This is a genomic window from Variovorax sp. Root434 (assembly GCF_001426595.1).
Lineage (GTDB): Bacteria > Pseudomonadota > Gammaproteobacteria > Burkholderiales > Burkholderiaceae_C > Variovorax.
Genome location: NZ_LMEK01000003.1, coordinates 129,189 through 151,611, shown reverse-complemented (window position 1 = coordinate 151,611; position 22,423 = coordinate 129,189). Strand labels below are relative to the sequence as shown.

The window sequence follows — 22,423 nt, the reverse complement described above, 5'->3', positions numbered from 1 at the left end:
CAGCCCTCTATGATGCAGCAGGCTCCGGTCGAGACTACTTCTATGCCCACGATTATTCCGTTTCCGGCGCGCTACAGCGCCTTCGCCCTGTGCGTGGCCGGTCTGGCGGCCTGCCTGGCGTTCGTGCTGGTGTCGCCGCACCTGTGGCTGGCCTGGACCGGCGTTGCCGTGTTCGCGGTACTTACAGGTACCGGCGTGCACGACCTGCGGCAGGCGCGCCACGCGATCCTGCGCAACTACCCGGTCATCGGCCATCTGCGCTTTCTGCTGGAGTTCATCCGCCCCGAGATGCGGCAATACTTCATCGAGAGCGACTCCGAAGCCGCGCCGTTCTCGCGCGCCCAGCGCTCGCTGGTGTATCAGCGCGCCAAGGGCGACCCGGACAACCGGCCCTTCGGCACCCAGCTGAACGTGACCATCGCGGGCTACGAGTGGATCAACCATTCGATGCAGCCCACGAAGCTCGCGAACCACGACTTCCGCATCGTGATCGGCGGCACGCCGCAGCCGGTCGGCGCCAATCCGGAGCAGCTCTGTACGCAGCCCTATAGCGCCAGTGTGTTCAACATCTCGGCCATGAGCTTCGGCGCGCTGTCGGCCAATGCGATCCTCGCGCTCAACAAGGGCGCGCAGATGGGCGGCTTTGCGCACGACACCGGCGAGGGCTCGATCTCGCAGCACCACCGCGTGCATGGCGGCGACCTGATCTGGGAAATCGGCTCGGGCTACTTCGGCTGCCGCAACGACGACGGCAGCTTCAACGAGGAACGCTTCACCGCCAACGCGCGCGACCCGCAGGTGAAGATGATCGAGATCAAGCTGAGCCAGGGCGCCAAGCCCGGGCACGGCGGCGTGCTGCCCGCCCCCAAGGTCACACCCGAGATTGCGGCGGCGCGGGGCGTGCCGGTGGGCGTGGATTGCATCTCGCCCTCGTCGCACAGCGCGTTCTCCACGCCGACCGAGATGATGCATTTCATCGCCCGGCTGCGCGAGCTGTCGGGCGGCAAGCCGACCGGCTTCAAGTTCTGCCTGGGCCACCCGTGGGAATGGTTCGGCATCGTCAAGGCGATGCAGGCCACCGGCATCACGCCCGATTTCATCGTGGTCGACGGCGCAGAGGGCGGCACCGGCGCGGCGCCGGTCGAGTTCAGCGACCACGTGGGCGCGCCGCTGCAGGAAGGCCTGCTGCTGGTGCACAACACGCTGATCGGCGTGAACCTGCGCCACCGCATCAAGATCGGCTGCGCCGCCAAGGTGATCACCGCCTTCGACGTGGCCCGCATGATGGCGCTGGGTGCCGACTGGTGCAACGCGGCGCGCGGCTTCATGATGGCGCTGGGCTGCATCCAGGCACAGAGCTGCCACACCGGCCATTGCCCCACGGGCGTGACCACGCAGGACCCGCTGCGCCAGCAGGCGCTGGTGGTGCCGACCAAGGCCGACCGGGTGCGCAACTTCCACCGCAGCACGCTGCATGCGCTGCAGGAGCTGGTGCAGGCCGCGGGCCTCGACCATCCGCAGCAGATCACCGCGCACCACATCGTGCGCCGCATCTCCGACACCGAGGTGCGCCTGTTGAGCAACCTGGTGATGCAGGTGCAGCCGGGCGCCCTGCTCGGCCCGCTCGACGAGCAGCACAATGTTTTCCGAACCTACTGGCCGCTGGCCAGCGCAGAGAGCTTCCAACCCGTGACGCAGGCCCCGCACGGGCTGGTGGCGGGCTTTGCATTGGCCGCATGAATCCTTTGAGACGAGGCGCCAACGGGCGCCTGCAATCGCGCAAGGGCGCAGCTTCGGCGCCCGCGCCCCTCGACGCGCTCCTGCCGAACCCGCCGGCACCCGGCGACTACGCGGAGTTCCTGCGCACCACCCTGCCGCGGCAGGAGAAGAACGTGGCGAGCCACCGCTTCGGCAGCGAGCGCGTGTGGCTCAAGAAGGCCGGGCCCCGGCACGGCAAATGGGGCTACCGCGTGATGGCGGCCGTGGCGCGCATGGCGGGGCTGGACATCATCAAGCCGGTGCCCAACCCGGGCGGCGAAGCGGCCATCGCAACCGAGGCTCGGCGGCTCAAGCAGCTCGCGGCCGCGGGCCTGCGCGTGCCGGTGGTGCTGGCGCAGCAGCCGGACGGCCTGCTGATCTCGGACCTGGGCGAAAGCGGCCGCGCGACGGTCGTGCTGCAGGAGCGGCTCGACCAGGCCGCCGCCGCCGGTCCCGCCGCGCTGCTGGCCGTGTGGCGCGAAGGCCTTGCCGCGATTGCCGCCGTGCACATGCGCGGCCAGCACCTGAGCCAGGCCTTCGACCGCAACCTCGTGCAGTGCCCCGACGGCGTGATCGGCTACATCGATTTCGAGGACGACCCGGCTGAGGTCATGACGCTGGCCGAATGCCAGGCGCGCGACTGGCTGAGCTACCTGCACTCCACGGCCATGATGCTGGAAGCCGCCGCGCCGCAGGCCGCGGGACAGCACTGGCATGCGGCGCTGGCCGGCGTGAACGAAGAGGTGCGCGAGCGCATCGCGAATGCAGCCCGGCGCATGAAGTGGGCGCAGAAGCTGCCGGCGAGCCGGCGATGGGGACGGGATACGCAGCGGGTGCGGGCGGTGGCACGGTTGCTGGGGCAGTGGCACCTGGCGCCGCCCGCGCTCCCGAACTAAGGCTAAGGCGCGAACGCCGCCTGCACCGCCACACCGCGCAGTGCCAGCCGCTTCTTCATCGACAGCACCGCCCGGTCCTTGCTCAGCAGCAGTGCGCCGTGCGCCACGGCCAGGTCGATGAACACCTGGTCGTCGGGGTCGCTGCACACGCAGGGCGCGCGCGGCGGAGTGCCTTCCACCATCCGCACCCGCGCATCGAAATCGGACAGCACCGCCGGCACTTCCAGCCCGCGCTGCGCCATGCGCCGGGCGATCAGCGGGTAGCCCAGCACGCGTTCGAGTTCGGTGCGCATGGCTGCCGTGGCCAGCCAGCGCAGTTCGCCCGCGGCAAGCCGCGCGGTCAACGCTCCCCAGGCCGGATCTTCGAAGACCAGCAGGTCGAGCGCGATGTTGGTGTCGATGACGACGGGGCCGGATTCTGTCAGCGTCATGGAATGTGCAGGGGGAATATCGCCGATGTTGCACCATGCAGGGCCGGAGTCAGGCCCTTGTCGGCCCGCCCGACGAAAATAGGCCGTTGCCTGCCCACCCCCGCCCTTCCTTCATGAAACGTCTCCCGCTGCTCTGTCTCGTCGTGCTCGCGTCCGCGGGAGTGCGGGCCGAGTGGCTGACCCTGTCGGGCACGCCCGGCGATGCCGCCAGCAGCTACGTGCAGGTGGAGCCGACCAGCGTCGAGGTGGAAGGATCGAACCGGCTCGTGAGCCTGCGCATGAGCCTGCCGGAGGACCGCACGGAACGCGACGGCATCCGGTTCCGCTCTTTCCAGGCCCGTGCCAAGGTCGATTGCGAAACCCGCAGCGCGCGCTACGTGAGCGCCACCTACTTCGGCCATCCGGACTTCGTCGGCGAACCCGTCGCGGTGAGGCATTTCGAAGAGGACGACATCCATCCCGTGATGCTGGGCGGCGCGCGCGATCTCGTCATGCGCACGGTCAACGCGGCCTGCGCCGTCCGGCCCAAGGAAGCCAGGGAACAGCCGCGGCCCGAAGGCGCGCTACTTCCGCGCTGAGCCCGCGACCATGTCGAAGCGGAACAGCCGGCACTCGATCGGCCCGTTCCACATCGGCACGCGGCGCGACTCCTTCAGCCGCATCTGCCTGGGCAGCTTCAGGTCGGGCGTGAGCACCCAGGCGGTCCAGCCGGCGTAGTTCTTCTTCCAGTGGGTGGCGAGCTGCGGGAAGAACTCGCCGCCGTCACTCCCCTCGCCCTGCGCGGTCTGCGCCGATTCGCGCGCGCCGGAACGGCCCGTGCCGGCCACGCCGCCCACTTCGATGCGCTCGCCGTACGGCGGGTTGAGCACGATCACGCCGCCTTCGGCCGGGGGCATGCGCTGCAAGGCATCGCCGCCACGGAACTCGACCGCTTGCGCCACACCGGCGCGCTCGGCATTGCGTTCGGCAAAGTCGACCATGCGGTGCGACACGTCGGAGCCGAAGATCGCCACGCTGCCTTCGCGCACGGCGGTCTCGGCTTCCTGCCTGATCGCGTTCCAGACATGCGCCTGGAACGGCAGCAGTTTCTCGAACCCGAAGCGCCGCAGCGACCCGGCCGCGATGCCGCGCGCGATCTGCGCCGCCTCGATGGCGATGGTGCCGCTGCCGCAGCAGGGGTCGTACAGCGGCTGCGTGGACACTTCGCCGGTCTCGGGGTTCCACCAGCCGCTGGCGGCCAGCATGGCGGCGGCCAGGGTTTCCTTCAGCGGGGCGTCGCCCTTGTCCTGGCGCCAGCCGCGCTTGAACAGCGGCTCGCCCGAGGTGTCGATGTACAGCGTGCAGGTGTCGGTGGTCAGGTGCGCGAACACGCGGCAGTCGGGCCACTGGGTCTCGATGCTCGGGCGCACGCCGTTGGCCTTGGCGCGAAAGCGGTCGGCAATGGCGTCCTTGATGCGCAGGGTGGCGAAGTTCAGGCTCTGCAGCGGGCTGTGCTGGGCGGTGGTCTCGATCTTGAAGGTCTGCTTCGGCGTGAACCAGATCTCCCAGGCCACGCCGTTGGCGATGGCGTAGAGGTCGTTCTCGTTGCGGTAGGGCGCGTGGGCCAGCTCGACCAGCACGCGCTGCGCGAGCCGGCTGTGCAGGTTGAGCTTCAGGGCGTCGCGCCAGTCGGCACGCACGCGCACGCCGCCGCGCAGCGTGAGCAGGTCTTGCCCGGCGCGGCCGGTCAGGGCGTGCACCTCCTGGGCGAGGAATTCCTCGACGCCGGCGGCGCAAGGCAGGAAAAGAGAGAGATCGTTCACAAAAAATTGGCCATCGGGAAGCCCGACTAGGGGACTCCATTGTCGCCGCGTCACGCACCTTCTCTATATAGTCGATTTGCCGATGACTCCCACCCCCGCATCCCCGGCCGCCGCCGGCAGCAGCGACCGCTTCGCGATCCAGTGCGAGGTGCTGCGGCTGTCCATCCGGCCCATCGGCCCGGTGCTGCTGGTGCAATACCTGCTGAACTGCGGCGTGGCGGCGCTCTTCGCCTGGCAGTACTCGGTGCCGCGCGCACTGGTGTGGATCGCGCTGGTCACCGGGGTGACGGTGATGCGCGGCTTCTTCCCGCAGCGCCTGCCCGAGCCCTTCACGCCCACCAACCTGCGCGAGGCACAGCGCACGCACACGCTGCGCACGGCCATCTGGGAACTGGCGCACGGGCTGGCCGGCGTGCTGCTGTTCGACCCCGCGCGCGTCGACCTGCAGCTGCTGCTGGGCCTGATCCTGATGGGCATGACGCTGTCGTCGGCCTTCTCGGTGTCGTTCTATACGCCCGCCACGCAATTGGCGATCACGCTGCTGCTGGCGCCGATCATCGTCACCGGCCTCTGGCTGGGCGCGCCGGTGATGATGGCCGTGGCGGTCATCGGCATCGGCCTGATCGCGATGATGTGGAAGCTGGTGGCCGAACGCTCGCGCCAGCTCGAAGAAAACATCGGCCTGCGGCTCAACGAACGCACGCTGCGCGAACAGGCGCTGGCCGGCCTGCGCGCCTCCGAGCAGGCGCAGGCCGAGCGGCTGCGTTTCTTCTCCGCCGCCAACCACGACCTGCGCCAGCCGGTGATGGCCATCGGCCTGCAGGCCGAAGTGCTGCGCCAGCAGCTGAGCAGCGGCGCGGACATGGAGGCGGTTCAGTACACCGTGGGCTCGCTGGCGCGCGCGCAGCAGGCGCTCGAAGGGCTGACCAACCAGCTGCTCGAAATCGGCCGCATCGAGGCCGCGGTCGATCCGCTGCGTCCGGTGGCAGTGGCTCTGGCGCCGCTGCTGCTGGGGCTGGCGCGGCAGGCAGGCGACGGCCGGGTGCTGGTGCGCTGCCCGCACGACGCCATCGCCTGGAGCGACACCGTGTCGCTGCGCCGCGTGCTCGCCAACCTGGTCGACAACGCGGTCAAGTTCACGCCGCGCGGGCGCGTGCTGCTGGCGGTGCGGGCGCGCCGGCGCGGCACCGGCCGGGCCTGGCGCGTCGAGGTGCGCGACAGCGGCATCGGCATCGCGGCCGACGCGCAGCAGCGCGTGTTCAACGACTTCGAGCAGATCGGCAACGTCGAGCGCAACCTGCAGCGCGGCCACGGGCTGGGCCTGGCAATCGTGCGGCGGCTGGCGGCGCAGCTCGGCATTGCGGTGTCGCTTCGCTCGGCGCCGGGGCGGGGGTCGGTGTTCAGCTTCGAGCTGCCTGCCGCGCCCGAAGGTGCGATGGTGGCGGCGCGCCCTGCTTTCGCGCCGCAGGACGACGGCGCCGATGCAACGCGCACGCTGCGCCCCGGGCTCGCGGTGCTGGTGGTGGAAGACAACACGGTGGTGGCCGACAGTCTCAGTGCCCTGCTGCGGCAATGGGACGTGGAGCCGCGCGTCTATGCCAGCGCCGCCGAGGCGCTGGCGCTGGCCGACCTGCGCGCGCTCGACGCGGCGCTGTGCGACATCCGCCTGCCGGGTGCGCTCGACGGCATCGCGCTGGCCGACAAGCTGCAGCGGCAGAAGCCGTCGCTGGCGATTGCGCTGATTTCGGCCGACATCAACGAAGCCACCCAGCGGCTCGCCGCCGAGCGTGGCTGGCACGCGCTGCGCAAGCCGGTGCAGCCGGACGCACTGCGCGGGGTGCTGCTGAGGGCGCAACAGCCGTCGCAGGGCTGAGGCCGGCAGGGTGACGGGCTGGCACGGGCCGTGCGGTGATGTCATCGCTTCCGATATATGCTCCGCGCACAGGCCGCCCCGCCCTGTCTCCCGATGTCCTCAGACGCATCCTCCTCACCCCTCGCCGCCGACCCGCGCTACGACCCGTTCACGATGGCGCTGCACTGGCTGCTTGCGGCCCTGATCGTGGGCTCGTTCGGCGTGGGGCTCTACATGACGGGGCTGCCGTTCTCGCCGCTGCGCCTGAAGATCTACAGCTGGCACAAGTGGGCGGGCGTCACGATCCTCGCGCTGTCGGCGCTGCGGCTGCTGTGGCGGCTCGGGCATCGTCCACCGGCGCTCCCGCCCGGCATGTCGGCGCTCCAACTGGCGAGCTACCGCATCAGCCACACGCTGATGTACCTGCTGTTCTTCGCGGTGCCGCTGTCCGGCTGGGCCTACAGCTCGGCCATGGGCATGCCGGTGGCATGGTTCGGCGTGCTGCCGCTGCCCGACTTCGTGCCGGTCGACCACGCCTTCGCCGAGGCGGTGCTGCAGCCGCTGCACCGCAACTGCGCCTTCGTGCTGGCGGGCGTCACGCTGCTGCACGTGGCGGCGGTGCTCAAGCACCACTGGATCGACCGCGACGGTCTTCTGAAACGCATGTGGCCCCGGCCACGCAAGGAACCTGCTCGATGATCAAGCGCCTGTTTTTCCGTCTCGCGCCGTCCCTCGCGGCGCTGGCTTTCGCCACCCTGGCGCTGCCGGCCGGCGCCGAGCCCGCAGCCGCAAAGCTCGTGGCCGACAAGAGCCAGATCGTCTTCGTCAGCAAGCAAATGGGCGTGCCCGTGGAAGGCACGTTCAAGAAGTTCGACGCGCAGGTGGCCTTCGACCCGAAGAAGCCCGAGGGCGGCACCGTCGCGCTGCAGATCGACACGGCCAGCGCCGGCTTCGGCGTCCCGATGAGCGATGCGGAGCTGCCCAAGCAGCCGTGGTTCGACGCCGCGCACTTCCCGCAGGCAAGCTTCCAGTCGAGCGCCATCAAGGCACTGGGCGACGGCAAGTTCGAGATGGCGGGCAAGCTCACCATCAAGGGCATCGCCAAATACGTGACGGTGCCCGTCAGCATCGCCGCGGCCGGTGGCAAGGAGGCGGTGGCCACCGGAAGCTTCACGATCCAGCGGCTGGACTACAAGGTGGGCGACGGCGAATGGACCGACACCTCGATGGTCGGCAACGACGTGCAGGTGCGCTTCAGGTTCACGCTCACGGGCTTCGGGCCGCTGTGAAGCGCCAGGCTGTCCGCCCCTCATTCACTTTCCTCTTTCCTCCCGCATCCAACGCCATGAAAAAGCTCCTTCTCGCCGCAGCCCTGTCGGCCGCCGCATTCACCGGCAGCGCCACGGCGCAGCAACAGCAACTGCCAGCGGAATTCGCCCCGGCCGTGGCCGCCAAGCCCGCGGGTGGGCCGGCGAAGAACGCCAACTACGTGATCGACCCGACCCACACCTTCGTGATGTACGAGATGGGCCACTACGGCACCACCACCAACCGCGGGCGCTTCAGCACCAAGGACGGCTCCGTGCAGATCGACGGCACCGGCGCCAGCGGCAAGGTCGACATCACGATGGACATCAGCTCCATCAACACCGGCGTCGACCTGCTCAACCGCCACGTGCAGAGCAAGGACTTCTTCAACGTGGCCGAGTTTCCGACCGGCCGCTTCGTGGCCGACCGCATCGATTTCAGCGGCGGCAAGGTGGTCGACGTTCCCGGCACGCTCACGCTGATGGGCCAGACCAGGCCTGTGACGCTGAAGGCCGTGCGCTTCAACTGCTACCTGAGCCCGCTGATCAACCGCCAGGTGTGCGGCGGCGACTTCGAGACCACGGTGGAGCGCAGCGACTGGGGCATTACCTGGGGGCTGAACTTCGGCTTCGAGAACAAGGTAAAGCTGCTGGTGCAGGTCGAAGCAGTCAACGTGCAATGACACCGCTGCCCGGCATCGCCGGCGCCGCGAGCGCCAGCTAGAGCAGGCTCTCCGGCGTCAGCGGCGCCAGGATCTCGAGCATGACCCGGCCCCAGAAACTGGAGTCGGGCTCCTCGGTCAGCACGGTGAGCTTGCCGGCATCCTCGCTGACCCATTCGATGCGCGACTCGTTGCTGCCTTCGGCAAAGCGCAGCCGGTAGGCGCCCTGCTGCTTGAGCACGTCGATGAGTTTCAGCGCCTGCTGCGCCATCTCGGCGCTGTGGATGATCAGCCCGATCTCGGTGTTGGCGGACTCCGAGCGCGGGTCGAAATTCATCGACCCGACGAACAGCGTGCGCCGGTCGATCACGGCCGACTTGGCATGCAGCCGCCCGACCGAGGTGCCGAACAGGCCCAGCCGCACGCTGCGCCGGGTGCGCGTGGAGCTCAACTCGTAGAGGTCGGCGCCGAGCTTGAGCATGTCGGGCCGGTAGCGGCGGTAGGCGGTGTGCACCAGCGGCTCGTCGGTGGCGGCCAGCGAATTGGTGACGACGCTGATCTTCACGTTGCGGTTGCGGATCTCGCGCATCACCTCCAGCCCCGTGGCGCCCGGGATCAGGTAGGGCGAGACGATGGTCACCTCGGAGCGCGCGCGGCGCATCTGCTCGACCACGTTGTAGCGCACGCTGTCGACGTCGAGCAGCGGCACGCCGCCGTAGGAGGCGGTCTTGCCGATCACGCGCTCGGGCGAATCGGCGTAGGCCTCGGCGGTGGTCCAGATCAGGCCGAGCTTGCCGGCGTTCAGGTCTTCCACCATCGGGCTGTAGCCGAGCAGGTCGTTGGGCGCGGGCTTCGGCGGCGGCGGCGTGGTGTCGGGGCCGGTGGCGGCGTCGAAGCGGCGCTGCAGCTCTTCGGCCGACAGCTCGCTGCGCACCACCGACTGGATCGGCCGCACGTAGATGCTGTTCCAGTACTGGTCGAACAGGCTGCCCAGCCGCGGGATCAGCGCGCCGGTGACGAAGGTGTCGAGGTCGAGAAAATTCTCGCCCGCGGTGCGCGTGAAGTACTGGTTGCCGATGTTGCGCCCGCCCGCCACCGCCATCGCGCCGTCGGCGATGAACAGCTTGTTGTGCATGCGCCGGTTGACGCGGCTGAAGTCGAACAGCGAGGCGGTGAAGCGCTTCAGGATGCTCGCGCGCCCGGCCGGGAACGGGTTGAACAGGCGCAGCTCGACGTTGGGCGTGGCGGCAAAGCCGAGCAGCAGTTCGTCCTCGCCCGAGGTGTAGAGATCGTCCATCAGCACCCGCACGCGCACGCCGCGCTGGGCGGCGTCGCGCAGGGTGCGCAGCAGGTAGCGGCCGGTCTCGTCGTTCTCGATCTGGTAGTACTGCACGTCGAGCGTGCGCTGGGCGCGGCGGGCCAGCTGGATGCGGGTGTCGAAGGCGAAGTCGCCACCGGGCATCAGGCGAAAACCGCTCAGGTCGGGGTCGGGCTGCGAGGCCAGCGCGAGCTTGCCGAGGGCGGTGTCGGCCGACACCGCCATGGCCTTGGTGGGTGCGCGCGGGGCCTCGTCGGGCAGGGTGGCGCAGCCGGCGAACAGCAACACCGCCGCCATGACGAAAACCCAGTGCCCACAACGCGACAGCAGGCGACGGGTCATCGGCGTCTTTCTACAGGGCTTTGCGCAGGTTGGCGGGCGCGATGCGCAGCGCCTCGCGGTACTTGGCCACGGTGCGGCGTGCGCACTCGATGCCCTGCTCTTTCAGCATCTCGGAGATCTGGCTGTCCGACAGCGGCTTCTTGATGCTCTCGGAACTCACGAACTGCTTGATCAGCGCGCGCACCGCGGTGCTCGACGCATTGCCGCCCGTCTCGGTGCCCAGCGCCGAGCCGAAGAAGTACTTGAGCTCGACGGTGCCGAACGGCGTGGCCATGTACTTGGCGGTGGTCACGCGCGAGATGGTCGACTCGTGCAGGCCCAGTTCGTCGGCGATCTCGCGCAGCACCAGCGGGCGCATCGCAAGTTCGCCATGCACGAAGTAGCTCTTCTGCCGCTCGACGATGGCATTGCTCACGCGCAGGATGGTGTCGAAACGCTGCTGGATATTCTTGATGAACCAGCGCGCCTCCTGCAGCCGCTGCGACAGCGCCTGGCTGCCCTCGCCCTTGTGCGACTTGAGCGCGCCGGCGTAGATGTCGTGCACGCGCAGGCGCGGCATCACCTCGGGGTTCAACATGACGCGGAACTTCACGTTGGTGCCGCGGCCGGTCTTGGTGACGATCACGTCGGGAATGACGATGTTGCGCTCCACGTCGACGAAGCGCCGGCCCGGCTTGGGCTCCAGCCGCGCGATGATCTGCAGCGCAGAGCGCACCAGCTCCTCGCTGCTGCGGGTGAGCGTGGCCAGGCGCTTGAAATCGCGGCGCGCAAGCAGCTCCATCGGCTGCTTGCAGACGGTGATGGCGGTCTTGCGGACCAGCGCCTCTTCGTCGGTCTCGTCCTCGCTGGCCATGGCGCGCAGCTGGATGCACAGGCATTCGCCGAGGTCGCGCGCGCCTACGCCCGCGGGCTCCAGGCTCTGCAACAGTCCGAGCGCCACCTGGAAGTGATGCACGAGGTCGTCGAACTGGTCGTTGTCGTCGCCGGCCAGGCCCGAGGCCAGCGCGGGCAGCGAGTCTTCGAGGTAGCCGTCGTCGTTGAGCGATTCGATGAGAAAGCGCAGCGCGGCGCTGTCGTTCTCGTTCAGCCGCAGGCTCAGCGCCTGGCGGTGCAGGAATGACTGCAGCGACTCCTGGCTGCGCGCGAGTTCGGTGGCGTCGGCGCGTTCGTCGTCGCCCAGGTTGTTCTGGCGCGCGGGCGCGTCGCTGCCCCACTCGCTGTCGTCGGGCGCCGCCATGTCGACGGTGCCGTCGCCCTCCCAGTCGGGCTCGCGCTCGGTGATCTCGGCAGCCGGCCCGTCGGTATCCGCCGTGGTGGTGCTGGTGGTCTCGGCGGGCGCGCTGGCGGCCGAAGGCGCGAAGTCGCTCTCGCCCTCATCGCGCGGAACCGGCGCATCGGCCGTGTCGAGCCCGAATTCCTCGCGCGCCGCTTCTTCCGCGGTGCGTTCGAGGAACGGGTTTTCGTCCAGCATCTGCTCCACTTCCTGGCTCAGTTCGAGCGTGGAAAGCTGCAACAGCCGAATGGACTGCTGCAGCTGTGGCGTCAGTGCCAGATGCTGCGAGACGCGAAGGGACAGCCCTTGCTTCATGAGGAAATGGCTCCCCCCCAGGCTGCGCGCTTCGCGCTACGCCAACCCCCTACCGGGGGCGGGCCGGCCGCTTCGGGCGGCCGTGCGCGGCGGCCCCCGCGAGGAAGCTCCGCGCGGACGGTGGCCACGATGATCCTTGACCCTCGCCGCACGATCACATCCGGAAGTGTTCGCCCAGGTACACCCTGCGTACTTCGGCGTTGTCGACGATCTCCGAGGGTGTACCTTGTGCCAGCACATGCCCGTCGCTGATGATGAACGCGTGATCGCAGATGCCCAGCGTTTCACGCACGTTGTGGTCGGTGATGAGCACGCCGATGCCGCGCTCCTTCAGGAAGCTGATGATCCGCTGGATTTCGATCACCGCGATCGGGTCGATGCCGGCGAAGGGCTCGTCCAGCAGGATGAAGCGCGGCTGGGTGGCCAGCGCGCGTGCGATCTCGACGCGGCGGCGCTCGCCGCCCGACAGCGCCAGCGCGGGCGAGTCGCGCAGGTGGTCCACCCGCAGGTCGGCCAGCAGTTCGGACAGGCGCTCTTCGATGTGCTGCTTCGACAGCGGTGCCATCTTGCCGTTGGCATCGGGCTCGCTCTGGAGCTCGAGCACGGCGCGCACGTTTTCCTCGACCGTGAGCTTGCGGAAGATCGAGGCTTCCTGCGGCAGGTAGCTCAGGCCCATGCGGGCGCGGCGGTGGATCGGCATGTGGGCGATGGGCTCGCCGTCGATGGTGATGTCGCCCGCATCGGCGCGCACCAGCCCCACGATCATGTAGAACGAGGTGGTCTTGCCCGCGCCGTTCGGCCCGAGCAGCCCGACGACTTCGCCCTTCTGCACGTCGAGCGAGACGTCCTTCACGACCGTGCGGCTGCCATAGCTCTTCTTCAGGCCGCGCGCGACCAGGCGGCTGCCCGGCGTGCTGTTGGCGTCCTGCGATACAACGGATTCGATCACTTGCGGGTTTCTCCCTCGTCACCGAGCGTGGTGCTCGGGCGCAGGCCCTTGCCGGGCGCCGGGGTGGGCGCTGGCGGCGGCGCCTTGGCGCCGGACGGGGCTCCCGCCGCGGGTGCACCCGGCGCGGTCGCGGCCTTGGGGGTCAGGATGGTCTTCACGCGGCCACCCGGGGCGGCCGCGTTGACGGCGGTGTTCGGCGGCACGGTGGAACCGTTGACCGTGTAGGTGTCGTTGCTCTGGTCGTAGACGATCAGCGCGCCCTGGCTTTCGTCGTTCGGCGTGGCGCCGATCAGGCGGCGCATCGTGGCGTTGCGGATGAACTTGACGTTGTCGGCGCGGCTGTCGTACTCGATGACGTCGGACTCGCCCTCGATCCACTCGTCGGGCGCGTTGCGCTTCTGCTTGTAGTAGGCCCGCTTGCCGGGCGCGGCGGTCACCACGCCGTACTGGTAGCCCTCGGCGTCCTGGCGCACGTCCAGCCGCGCGCCGCGGATGATGATCGTGCCCTTTGTTACCAGAACGTTACCGGTGAACACACTGGTCTGCTTCAGATCGTCGTAGCGCATCGAGTCGGACTCGATGTTCATCGGCTTGGCGCGGTCGGCGGTCTCGGCCACGGCGCCCGAGGCAAGGCCGGCCAGCAACAGCGCGCCGGCGGCCAGGCGGCCGATGCGACGAAGGAAGGAAGTGGTGGGGTGAGAGTGCAATGTCATAGAGGCACGAAACTTGCTCGGCATTGTATGCGGCTGATTGCGTCAGCCCCGCTCGCACAGATGAAAAAGCCCGCCGAAGCGGGCTTGACTTTCCTTCCGGTTCTACCAGAAACACCGCGGAACCGGCTCCGCCGGGCCGCGGGTGTTGCCCCCTGCAAGGGGTAGGCAGAGCGACACGAAGTGCGCGCAGCCCTGGGGGTCAGCCCTTCTTTGCCTCGCCGACCAGATAGTTCACGACCTGAAGCACTTTGGTCATGTTGCCGGCGGTTTCCCCGTCCACATACCAGCGGCCGGCCACGGCCATCGCCGGCACGCCGGCGACCTTGTAGGCGTCGGTCATCTGCGAGGCGCGCTTGGCCTTGCTGGCCACGCCGAACGAGGTGAAGACTTCCTTGAACTTGGCGCCGTCAAGGCCATTGGCCGTGGCCCAGGCAATGATGTTGGCGTCGCCGTTCACATTCTGGCGCTGTGCGTGGATCGCGTTGAAGACCTTCGGCTGGAATTCGTCGACCTTGCCCATGGCCTCGAGCGCGTAGTACAGGCGCTGCTTGGCTTCGACGTCGTTGCCCACGAAGGGCACGGGAATGCGGCGGAACGCCACTTCCTTCGGCACGGTCTTGACCCAGGCTTCCAGCGCCGGCTCGAAGTCGTTGCAGTGCGGGCAGTTGTACGAGAAGAACTCGACCACTTCGATCTTGCCGGCGGGCGCGTCGACCGGCACGCGCTTGTCGAGCGCCAGGTACTCGGTGCCGGCCTTGGGCGCGCGCGCCTGGGCGTGGGCGGTGTTGCCAGCCAGCGAAAGCAGGCCCAGCGAAGTGGCGGCCAGCGAAAAGTCACGACGTTTCATTGAAAGGGTTCTCCAGTTGGTACGCAGACTGAGCCGGCGCGCGGCGGGGAGTTCCCCCAACTCACGGCGCGCCCAAGGCGATGACAGATGGTGGCGGCAAATGCCGCGGCGCGAAGCTTAGGGGCTATTCGTGGCGGCCGCCGGGTCAGCGCTGCACGCGAACCAGCGCCGAATCCATGCCGCCGCCGTCGAGCCGCTCCTTGAGGCGATCGGCGTCGTCCTTCTTGTTGAAGGGGCCGGCGCGCACGCGGTAGACGGTGCGGCCCGCCTGCTCGCGCTCGGTGACCTTGGCCTCGACGCCCATCAGCGACAGCTTGGCGCGCTGCGCCTCGGCGTCGTCGGTGGTGCGGAAGGCGCCGGCCTGCACGAAGTACATGAACGGATCGGCGCCTGAACTGCTGCTGGCGTTGCTGTTGTTGCTGCTGCTCGGCGCGGCCGAGGCAGTGGTCGTGCCGGAGCCCGAAACGCTGCCCGAACGCGCGCGGGCGAGGTCGCCCAGCGGATCGTTCGACGCCGGCAGGGAGTTGGCTTCGGCCGGCACCGGTGCCGGACGCGGCGGCTTGGGCGCCACCACCACGGGCACCGGAGGTGCTGTCGTGGGCGGGGCGGTGGCCGGGGCCACGGCGGTGGTTGCCGGCTCGCCGGTGACGGGATTGACCGGGGCGGCCGGTGCAGCCGGCGCGGGCTTGGCGGCCCCGGCCTTGCCGGCCAGCGGCGCGTTCGGGTCCCAGTCGCGGTTCTTGCGGGCTTCGGCCTCGTCCTGCTCGGCGCCGCCGCGCTGCGTCTTGGTCACGAACGGGATCGGCACCTTGGTCACGTAGACCGCGATGCCCAGCGCGACGCCCAGGCCGAGCACCAGCCCGATGATCAGGCCGATGACGATGTTGCCGCGTTGTCTGGTTGTCTTCTTCATGGTGAGGGAGTTCACATCTTGCTCGGCGCACTGACGCCGAGAATCGCGAGGCCATTGTGCAGCACCTGCGCGGTCGCGGCGACCAGCGCGAGGCGGGCCAGCTTGACCTTTTCGTCGTCGACCAGGATGCGCTCGGCGTCGTAGTAGCTGTGATAGCTGGCGGCCAGCTCGCGCAGATAGAAAGTAACGTCGTGCGGGGCGAAATCCTTGGCCGCTGCCGTGAGCATGGCCGGGTACTTGGCCAGCAGCAGCATCAGCGCCTGGGCCGCCGGGCTCTCCAGCGGCGACAGGTCGACGTCCTTGAGCGTGGCGGCGTCGCCGCCCCAGCCGGCCAGCACCGAGCAGATGCGCGCATGGGCGTACTGCACGTAATAAACCGGGTTGTCGTTGTTTTTCGTCACCGCGAGGTCGATGTCGAAGGTGTATTCCGTGTCGGGCTTGCGGCTCAGCAGGAAGAAGCGGATGGCGTCGGTGCTGGTCCACTCGATCAGGTCGCGCAGCGTGACGTAGCTGCCGGCGCGCTTGCTGATCTTGACCTCTTCCCCGCCCTTCATCACGCGCACCATGGTGTGCAGCACGTAGTCGGGGTAGCCCTCGGGAATGCCTTCGCCCGCCGCCTGCAGGCCGGCGCGCACGCGCGCGATGGTGCCGTGGTGGTCGGTGCCCTGGATGTTGACGACCTTGTGGAAGCCGCGCTCCCACTTGGCGATGTGGTACGCGACGTCGGGCACGAAATACGTGTATGTGCCGTCCTGCTTCTTCATCACGCGGTCCTTGTCGTCGCCGTAGTCGGTCGACTTCAGCCACAGCGCGCCGTCCTGCTCGTAGGTCTTGCCGGCGGCCACGAGCTTCTGCACCGCAGCCTCGACGCGGCCGCTGGTGTACAGGCTGGACTCCAGGTAGTACTGGTCGAAGCGCACGCGGAAGGCCTGCAGGTCCAGGTCCTGCTCGTGGCGCAGGTAGGCCACGGCGAACTCGCGGATCGCGTCGAGGTCCTCGATGTCGCCGCTGGCGGTGACTTCGCGGTCTTCCGACTTGACGGTTTTCTTCGCCTTGAAGTCTTCCGCGATGTCGGTGATGTAGTCGCCGTTGTAGGCCGGGGCCTTCTCGCCGCTGGGCCATTCGGCATCGCCAGGCTTGAAGCCGCGGGCGCGCAGCTGCGTGCTGTTGGCCAGCGTCTGGATCTGCACGCCAGCGTCGTTGTAGTAGTACTCGCGCCAGACGCTCTCGCCCTGCGAGGCGCGCAGGTTGCAGATGGCGTCGCCGAGCGCGGCCTGGCGGCCGTGGCCGACGTGCAGCGGGCCGGTCGGGTTGGCCGAGACGAATTCGACCAGCACCTTCTCGCCGGTGGCCGGCTGCTGCCCGAAAGCATTCGCAGCGGACAGCACCTCGCGCACGATCTGCTGCTTGGCCGCCGTCTTCAAGCGGATGTTGAGAAAGCCGGGGCCGGCAATCTCGATCGCCTCGACCCACTGGCCGAAAGCGGGGGTGGCGAGCAGCGCAGCGCTCAGTTGCTCGGCCAGTTCGCGAGGCTTGCGCCCCAGCGGTTTGGCGAGCTGCATCGCGGCCGTGCTGGCGAAATCGCCATGCGCGGCGACCTTGGGCGACTCGAACGCGGCTTTGGAGCCGGCGCCGGGCGAGAGGGATTCGAGCGTGTTCGCGAGCGCCGCGAGCAGCTCCTGTTTGACCAATAGCATCCGCGAATTTTACCGGGGGCAAACCCGGACCCAATTAACGATCGTCATCCGATTGTTGTCTTCGGCCGTTAGGAGGGCCGGCCCCAAGGCGGGGCTCCTGTCACAACTCAATCTTGCAAGGACATATCACCATGAAGAAGCTCCTTTCCCTGGTCGCACTCGGCGCTTGTCTTTCCTTCGGTGCCGCACAGGCGCAAGACAAGGCCGCCGCACCTGCGGCAGCCCCGGCCGCTGCGGCCGCACCCGCCGCCAGCTGCGAAGCCAAGGCGGTCGACAAGAACGGCAAGGCCCTGGCAGGCGCCGCCAAGAGCAGCTCCATCAAGAAGTGCGAAAAGGAAGCCAAGGCTGCAGCGACTCCCGCATGCGCAACCAAGGCGGTCGACAAGAACGGCAAGGCTCTGGCCGGCGCCGCCAAGAACAGCTTCATGAAGAAGTGCACGGCGGATGCAGCCAAGGCCTGAAACGGCACTGCACAGTCGCTCGTGAAACTAGGCCCGCCGCGTGCGGGCCTTTTTCATGGCCGTGACCGGCCTTGAAGTCCGGCGAACCCCGTGCGGCTCTTCCCGCCCGGAGGCCTACTTGCCGAAGCCGCGCGCCAGGAACACCGCCACCAGCGGAATCAACGCGATCAGGTGCGCCTGGATCATCACCAGCCGGCGCGTCTTCTTCACGTCGGCCTCGGCCGGCAGCTTGCCGGTGGCGCGCAGCGTCTTGCGCCAGCGGAAGTAGGTCAGCGTCGGGAAGATCGAGATCACGCCGACGATGATGAAGAGCCCCAGCTTCACATGCAGCAGCGGGTTGGTCCAGTACCAGGCCGTGCCCTTCATTCCCCACCACGTGCGTGCGATGCCGGTGGCGAGGACCGCGATGGCGGCGATGCCGTAGACCATGTCGACCTTGGCCAGCCGCTCCACCACGGCCGCGTTGAGCCACTGCACGCGGCACAGCGCCGCCTCACTGGAAATGAAAACGACCATCGTCAGGATGGCGAGCAAGTGCAGATAGGCGAGGATGGCTTCGAGCGTCATCGATGGCTTTCAAGGCTGTGACTCGCCCCCAGGCTTCGCGCACTTCGTGTCGCTTCTCCTTCCCCCTGCGGGGGCAACACCTGAGGCCCGGCAAAGCCGGCTCCTCGGTGTTCCGCGAAAAAGCCGCGATCACCTTCAGCGTGGGTGGAGCGTCAATGGAACTGGAATGTAACCAGATTGTGACGCGACGAAAGCGCTCTACGCCCTCCCGCCCCAGAATTCCGGTTTCCCGTACTGCTCCTTGAGGAAATCAAGCCACAGTCGCACCCGCAGCGGCAGGTGCTTGGCGCCCGCGAACACCGCGTAGATGCCGTTGGGCGGCGCGGCGAATTCGTCGAGCAGCGGCACCAGCAGGCCGGCGTCGATCTCGGCCTCGACCTCCCAGGTGCTGCGCCATGCAATGCCGTGGCCGGCCAGGCACCAGTCGTGCAGCACCTGGCCGTCGGAACAGTCGAGCGGGCCGCTCGGGCGCAGGTGGATCAGTTCCTGCGCGCCTGCCTCGTTGGTGATTCGAAAAGCCCAGCCGCGCGTCTGCGAGGCGTCGCTGGAAAGCGCGAGGCAGGCAAAGCGCGAGAGCTCGCCCGGGTGCTTCGGCTTGCCGTGGCGCCGCACGAACTCCGGCGTCGCGACGCAGCGGCGCCGGTTGTCGGCGAGCCGCACGCTCACCAGCGACGAATCTGGCAGGTCGCCCACGCGCACGGCGCAGTCGAAGCTCTCGCCGGTCACGTCGACCACGCGGTCGCTGAGGTTCAGCGAGATCGTCACCTCGGGGTGCAGCGCATGAAAGCGCGGCACCAGCGGCGCGACGTGGCGGCGGCCGAAGCCCGCTGGCGCGGTCACGCGCAGGTGGCCACTGGCCTTGACGCCGCCGGCGCTCACGCTGGCCTCGGCGTTGGCGAATTCGGTCAGCAGTCGCTGGCAGTCTTCGAGGAAGGCACTGCCCTCGTGCGTGAGCGTGATGCGCCGCGTGGTGCGCACCAGCAACTTGACGCCCAGCCGCTCCTCCAGCGCATCGAGCCGGCGGCCCATGATGGCCGGCGCCACGCCCTCGGCCTTGGCCGCGGCCGTGAGACCGCCGCGGGTTGCGACCGAGACGAAGGATTCGAGCTGCTTGAGGCGGTCCATGGGGCGGGAACTATATCGCCCGCCTTGTTCCGCCCTCTTCTTTATTCGGGCCGCACGCCCGCCTCGCGCACCGCGGCGCCCCAGCGCGCGTGCTCGGCCTTGATGTATTGCGCCGCCTGCTCCGGCGTGCCGCCAACGGGCGTGCTGCCCTCGGCCAGCAATTGCGAGATGGTCGCGGGCTTGGCCAGCGCCTTGTCGACGGCGGCGTTGAGCTTCTTCACGATATCGGCGCTCGTGCCGGCCGGCACTACGAGCGCCTTCCAGTCCACCGCCTCGAAGCCCTTGTAGCTCTCGGCCACGGTGGGCACGTCCGGCATCACCGGCAGGCGCTTGGCCGAGGTGACGGCCAGCGCGCGCAGACGGCCGCCCTTGACCATCGACAACGCGCCCTGCGGCGTGGCGAACATGTAGTCGGTCTGGCCGCCGAGCAGGTCGGTGATGGCGGGCGCGGCGCCCTTGTAGGGCACGTTGAGCACCTTGAAGCCCGCGCGCTTGGCCAGCACTTCGCCGGCCATGTGGCCCAGCGTGCCGGTGCCCGCGAGCGCCTGGCGGATCTCGCCCGGCTTGGCCTTGGCGGCGGCGACCAGCTCGGCCAGCGTCTTGAACGGCGCGTCGGCGCGCACCACCAGCACCACCGGCTGCGAGGCCACGACCGACACCGGCATCAGGTCCTTCAATGCGTCGTAGGGCATCTTCGAAAAAAGCGTCGGGTTGATCGCGAGGTTGGCGGTCTGGCCCAGGCCGACGGTGTAGCCGTCGGGCTTGGCCTTGGCCACCACGTCCATGCCGATGTTACCGTTGCCGCCCGCGCGGTTGTCGACGATGAAGGTCCACTTGGTGTCGTCGGCCAGCTTCTGGGCGACAAGCCGCGCCACGATGTCGGTGGCGCCGCCGGGCGTGTAGGGAACGATGAGTCGCACTGGCTTGTCGGGCCAGGCGGTGTCGGCCGCGAAAGCGGGCAGGCATGCAGCGGCTGCGGCGCAAACCAGCAAGGCGCGCCGTGTGATGAAAAACATGGTGTCAGTCTCCGAGGGTGATGTTGTGTGTGGCGAGGGCAGCGATCTCTTCGTCGCTGTAGCCCACTTCTTTCAGCAGTTCGCGGCTGTGCTCGCCGATGTGCGGCGGCTGAAGGCGGATGCCGGGCCGCTCGCCGCCCAGCGTGAACGGCATTAGTGGCACCTTGGCCGTGCTGCCGTCGTTCATGCGCACCGGCGCAAGGCCTCCCGTGGCATTGAGATGCGGGTCGTCGAACAGCGCCTGCGGCTTCGTGATGGGCGCGAAGGGCAGCTCGTTCTTCTCGAACACCGCGGCGAGTTCGGCCGCGCTGTGGTTGGCGAGGTGCGAGCGCAGGATCGGCATCATCCATTCGCGCGCCAGCACGCGGTCGTTGTTGGTCTTCAGGCGCGGGTCGGCCAGCATCTCCTCGAGGCCGAAGGCCTTGCAGAAGATGGCCCACTGCTTGTCGCTCACGGCCGCCAGGAAGATCTGCTCGCCGTCCTTCACGGTGAACACGTCGTACACGGCCCAGGCCGAGATGCGGCTGGGCATCGGGTCGGCCGCCTTGCCGGTGGCGGCGAACTGCATCATGTGCTGCGCGACCAGGAACACGTTGTTCTCGAACAGCGCCGACTGCACCTCGCAGCCCTTGCCGGTGAGATCGCGCTGGCGCAGGGCGGCCATCGCGCCGATGGCGCCGAACATGCCGCCCATGATGTCGTTCACGCTGGTGCCGGCGCGCAGCGGGTCGCCCGCGCGGCCGGTCATGTAGGCGAGGCCGCCCATCATCTGCACCACCTCGTCGAGCGCGGTGCGGTGGTCGTAGGGGCCGGGCAAGAAGCCCTTGTGGCTCACATAGATGAGGCGCGGGTTGAGCTTGCTCAGCGTGTCGTAGTCGAGCCCCAGCTTCTTCATGGTGCCGGACTTGAAGTTCTCGCTCACGATGTCGGCCGTGGCGATCAGGCGCAGCGCGGCCTCCACGCCCTCGGGCTTCTTGAGGTCGAGCGCGATGCTCTTCTTGTTGCGGTTGAAGGTCGGGAAGAAGCCCGAACCCGAACCCAGCAGTCGCCGCGTGCTGTCGCCCTCGATGGGCTCGACCTTGATGACCTCGGCACCGAGATCGGCCAGCAGCAGCCCGCAGGTCGGGCCCATGACCATGTGGGTGAACTCGACGACGCGCACGCCGGCGTAGGGAAGTGGGTTGGCTTCAGACATGTGTGCTGGTTTCCTGGACAAAGCCCTGAACAAAACCTTTGGGCAGGCCGGCCTCGGGCGTCATGCCATAGACCGGTTCGCCGGGCAGCCCGGCCATGAGCGGCGCGCGCGCCGCGATGAGTTTTTCCAGGTCGATGCCGGTGCGCACGCCCATGGCCTCGAACATGAAGACGAGGTCTTCAGTGACGGCATTGCCCGACGCACCCGGTGCATAAGGGCAGCCGCCGAGTCCGCCGAGCGAGGCATCGAAAGTGCGCACGCCCTCGTCCCACGCGGCGAGGCAGTTCGCGATGCCGAGGCCGCGCGTGTTGTGCATGTGGGCCGCGCCGGCATGCTGGCCGAGTTCGGCGCGCAGCCGCTTGAACAGGCGGCGCACCTGCGCGGGGTTGGCGTAGCCCACGGTGTCGGACAGGCCCGACTCGTCGGCACCGGCCTCGATGCACTGCGCGGCAAGGCGGATCACGTCGTCCTCCGGTACCAGCCCCTGCAGCGTGCAGCCGAAGGCGGTGGAGATGCCGGCCTCCAGCTTCACCTGCGGTGCGATGGCGTTGCGCAGCTCGGCGATGGCACGCACTTCTTCGATCATCTCCGTCGGCGTCTTGCGCACGTTGGCCAGCGAGTGCGCCACGCTGGCCGACACCGGCATCGTGAGCTTGTGCACGCCCGCTTCGAGCGCGGCCTGCGCGCCCTTGCGGTTGGGCACCAGCGCCATCACCGTGAGGCCGGGCAGCGTAGTGGCGTGGCGCACCACCTCGGCGGCGTCGGCCATCTGCGGCAACAACTTCGCGGGCACGAAAGAGGCGACCTCGATCTCGCGCACGCCGGCCGCATGAAGCGCGTCGATCCAGCGCAGCTTGTCGGCCGTCGGCATGGTGGCTTTGACCGATTGCAGGCCGTCGCGCGGACCGACCTCGCTGATGAGGACGTCGGGGGGTGTCATCGAACTTGTCTCCTTGGGCTTGACTGTTCTATCTTATAGAACTA

The 22,423-nt window shown here is 68.5% G+C and carries 22 protein-coding genes; 8 read left to right on the top strand and 14 right to left on the bottom strand.

Annotated features, from left to right (window positions below):
• The first annotated feature begins 42 nt into the window (after positions 1-42).
• Together ASD05_RS05385 and ASD05_RS05380 are read left to right on the top strand one after the other, a co-directional pair.
• Positions 43-1,740 (top strand): FMN-binding glutamate synthase family protein, encoded by a 1,698-nt coding sequence (locus tag ASD05_RS05385; RefSeq protein ID WP_007829896.1) that lies wholly within the window; start codon positions 43-45, stop codon positions 1,738-1,740.
• On the top strand, positions 1,737-2,654 hold the full coding sequence (locus ASD05_RS05380) for a hypothetical protein (RefSeq protein ID WP_056588688.1): 918 nt from the start codon (positions 1,737-1,739) through the stop codon (positions 2,652-2,654). Before ASD05_RS05385 ends, ASD05_RS05380 begins: the two co-directional genes overlap by 4 nt.
• Positions 2,655-2,656: 2 nt before the next feature.
• Here the strand turns inward: ASD05_RS05380 and ASD05_RS05375 are convergent, their stop codons facing one another.
• Positions 2,657-3,085 (bottom strand): putative toxin-antitoxin system toxin component, PIN family, encoded by a 429-nt coding sequence (locus ASD05_RS05375; protein WP_056588686.1) that lies wholly within the window; start codon positions 3,083-3,085, stop codon positions 2,657-2,659.
• Between the two features lie 113 nt (positions 3,086-3,198).
• Here ASD05_RS05375 and ASD05_RS05370 point away from each other — a divergent pair, with 113 nt between their 5' ends.
• On the top strand, positions 3,199-3,663 hold the full coding sequence (locus ASD05_RS05370) for a surface-adhesin E family protein (RefSeq protein WP_056588684.1): 465 nt from the start codon (positions 3,199-3,201) through the stop codon (positions 3,661-3,663).
• Here the strand turns inward: ASD05_RS05370 and ASD05_RS05365 are convergent.
• Complete coding sequence (locus tag ASD05_RS05365; RefSeq protein ID WP_056588682.1) at positions 3,649-4,887, bottom strand: THUMP domain-containing class I SAM-dependent RNA methyltransferase; 1,239 nt, start codon at positions 4,885-4,887, stop codon at positions 3,649-3,651. The genes ASD05_RS05370 and ASD05_RS05365 overlap by 15 nt on opposite strands.
• An 82-nt stretch (positions 4,888-4,969) precedes the next feature.
• On the opposite strand from ASD05_RS05365, the gene ASD05_RS05360 reads away from it, so the two are divergent.
• The 4 genes from ASD05_RS05360 to ASD05_RS05345 all read left to right on the top strand — a co-directional run bounded on the left by ASD05_RS05360 (position 4,970) and on the right by ASD05_RS05345 (position 8,729).
• A complete protein-coding gene (locus ASD05_RS05360; protein ID WP_056588680.1) occupies positions 4,970-6,760 on the top strand; it encodes an ATP-binding protein in 1,791 nt (596 codons plus the stop codon).
• A gap of 93 nt (positions 6,761-6,853) precedes the next feature.
• Positions 6,854-7,438, top strand: a complete 585-nt coding sequence (locus ASD05_RS05355) for a cytochrome b (protein ID WP_056588678.1) — start codon at positions 6,854-6,856, stop codon at positions 7,436-7,438.
• Positions 7,435-8,028: a YceI family protein gene (locus ASD05_RS05350; protein ID WP_200955387.1), complete on the top strand. Its 594-nt coding sequence runs from the start codon at positions 7,435-7,437 to the stop codon at positions 8,026-8,028. The genes ASD05_RS05355 and ASD05_RS05350 overlap by 4 nt, the downstream gene beginning before the upstream one ends.
• 56 nt (positions 8,029-8,084) lie before the next feature.
• Positions 8,085-8,729 (top strand): YceI family protein, encoded by a 645-nt coding sequence (locus ASD05_RS05345; RefSeq protein ID WP_056588676.1) that lies wholly within the window; start codon positions 8,085-8,087, stop codon positions 8,727-8,729.
• A 37-nt stretch (positions 8,730-8,766) separates the two neighbouring features.
• On the opposite strand, the gene ASD05_RS05340 is transcribed toward ASD05_RS05345, so the two are convergent.
• The 7 genes from ASD05_RS05340 to argS all read right to left on the bottom strand — a co-directional run bounded on the left by ASD05_RS05340 (position 8,767) and on the right by argS (position 17,075).
• The gene (locus tag ASD05_RS05340) at positions 8,767-10,368 is read right to left on the bottom strand and encodes a phospholipase D family protein (RefSeq protein ID WP_056588674.1); all 1,602 of its coding nucleotides are present in this window, start codon (positions 10,366-10,368) and stop codon (positions 8,767-8,769) included.
• A gap of 10 nt (positions 10,369-10,378) precedes the next feature.
• Positions 10,379-11,956 (bottom strand): RNA polymerase factor sigma-54, encoded by a 1,578-nt coding sequence (gene rpoN / locus ASD05_RS05335; RefSeq protein WP_056588672.1) that lies wholly within the window; start codon positions 11,954-11,956, stop codon positions 10,379-10,381.
• A gap of 154 nt (positions 11,957-12,110) precedes the next feature.
• Entirely contained in the window at positions 12,111-12,905 is a 795-nt protein-coding gene (gene lptB, locus ASD05_RS05330; protein ID WP_007829871.1) for an LPS export ABC transporter ATP-binding protein, read from the bottom strand.
• Positions 12,902-13,618: a lipopolysaccharide transport periplasmic protein LptA gene (gene lptA / locus ASD05_RS05325; protein ID WP_056588670.1), complete on the bottom strand. Its 717-nt coding sequence runs from the start codon at positions 13,616-13,618 to the stop codon at positions 12,902-12,904. Before lptA ends, lptB begins: the two co-directional genes overlap by 4 nt.
• Before the next feature lie 199 nt (positions 13,619-13,817).
• Positions 13,818-14,465, bottom strand: a complete 648-nt coding sequence (locus tag ASD05_RS05320) for a thiol:disulfide interchange protein DsbA/DsbL (RefSeq protein WP_056588668.1) — start codon at positions 14,463-14,465, stop codon at positions 13,818-13,820.
• A gap of 145 nt (positions 14,466-14,610) precedes the next feature.
• Entirely contained in the window at positions 14,611-15,378 is a 768-nt protein-coding gene (locus ASD05_RS05315; protein WP_056588829.1) for an SPOR domain-containing protein, read from the bottom strand.
• 11 nt (positions 15,379-15,389) lie between these two features.
• Positions 15,390-17,075: an arginine--tRNA ligase gene (argS, locus tag ASD05_RS05310; RefSeq protein ID WP_056588667.1), complete on the bottom strand. Its 1,686-nt coding sequence runs from the start codon at positions 17,073-17,075 to the stop codon at positions 15,390-15,392.
• A gap of 131 nt (positions 17,076-17,206) precedes the next feature.
• On the opposite strand from argS, the gene ASD05_RS05305 reads away from it, so the two are divergent.
• Positions 17,207-17,536, top strand: a complete 330-nt coding sequence (locus tag ASD05_RS05305) for a hypothetical protein (RefSeq protein ID WP_056588666.1) — start codon at positions 17,207-17,209, stop codon at positions 17,534-17,536.
• Between the two features lie 114 nt (positions 17,537-17,650).
• On the opposite strand, the gene ASD05_RS05300 is transcribed toward ASD05_RS05305, so the two are convergent.
• From ASD05_RS05300 to ASD05_RS05280, 5 genes are all read right to left on the bottom strand, one after another.
• A complete protein-coding gene (locus ASD05_RS05300; RefSeq protein ID WP_056588665.1) occupies positions 17,651-18,103 on the bottom strand; it encodes a DUF2214 family protein in 453 nt (150 codons plus the stop codon).
• A gap of 198 nt (positions 18,104-18,301) precedes the next feature.
• Positions 18,302-19,228 (bottom strand): LysR family transcriptional regulator, encoded by a 927-nt coding sequence (locus tag ASD05_RS05295; protein WP_056588664.1) that lies wholly within the window; start codon positions 19,226-19,228, stop codon positions 18,302-18,304.
• Between the two features lie 41 nt (positions 19,229-19,269).
• Entirely contained in the window at positions 19,270-20,244 is a 975-nt protein-coding gene (locus tag ASD05_RS05290; RefSeq protein ID WP_056588663.1) for a Bug family tripartite tricarboxylate transporter substrate binding protein, read from the bottom strand.
• 4 nt (positions 20,245-20,248) lie between these two features.
• Positions 20,249-21,439, bottom strand: a complete 1,191-nt coding sequence (locus tag ASD05_RS05285; RefSeq protein ID WP_056588662.1) for a CaiB/BaiF CoA transferase family protein — start codon at positions 21,437-21,439, stop codon at positions 20,249-20,251.
• The gene (locus tag ASD05_RS05280) at positions 21,432-22,379 is read right to left on the bottom strand and encodes a hydroxymethylglutaryl-CoA lyase (protein ID WP_056588661.1); all 948 of its coding nucleotides are present in this window, start codon (positions 22,377-22,379) and stop codon (positions 21,432-21,434) included. The genes ASD05_RS05285 and ASD05_RS05280 overlap by 8 nt, the downstream gene beginning before the upstream one ends.
• Positions 22,380-22,423: the final 44 nt, after the last annotated feature.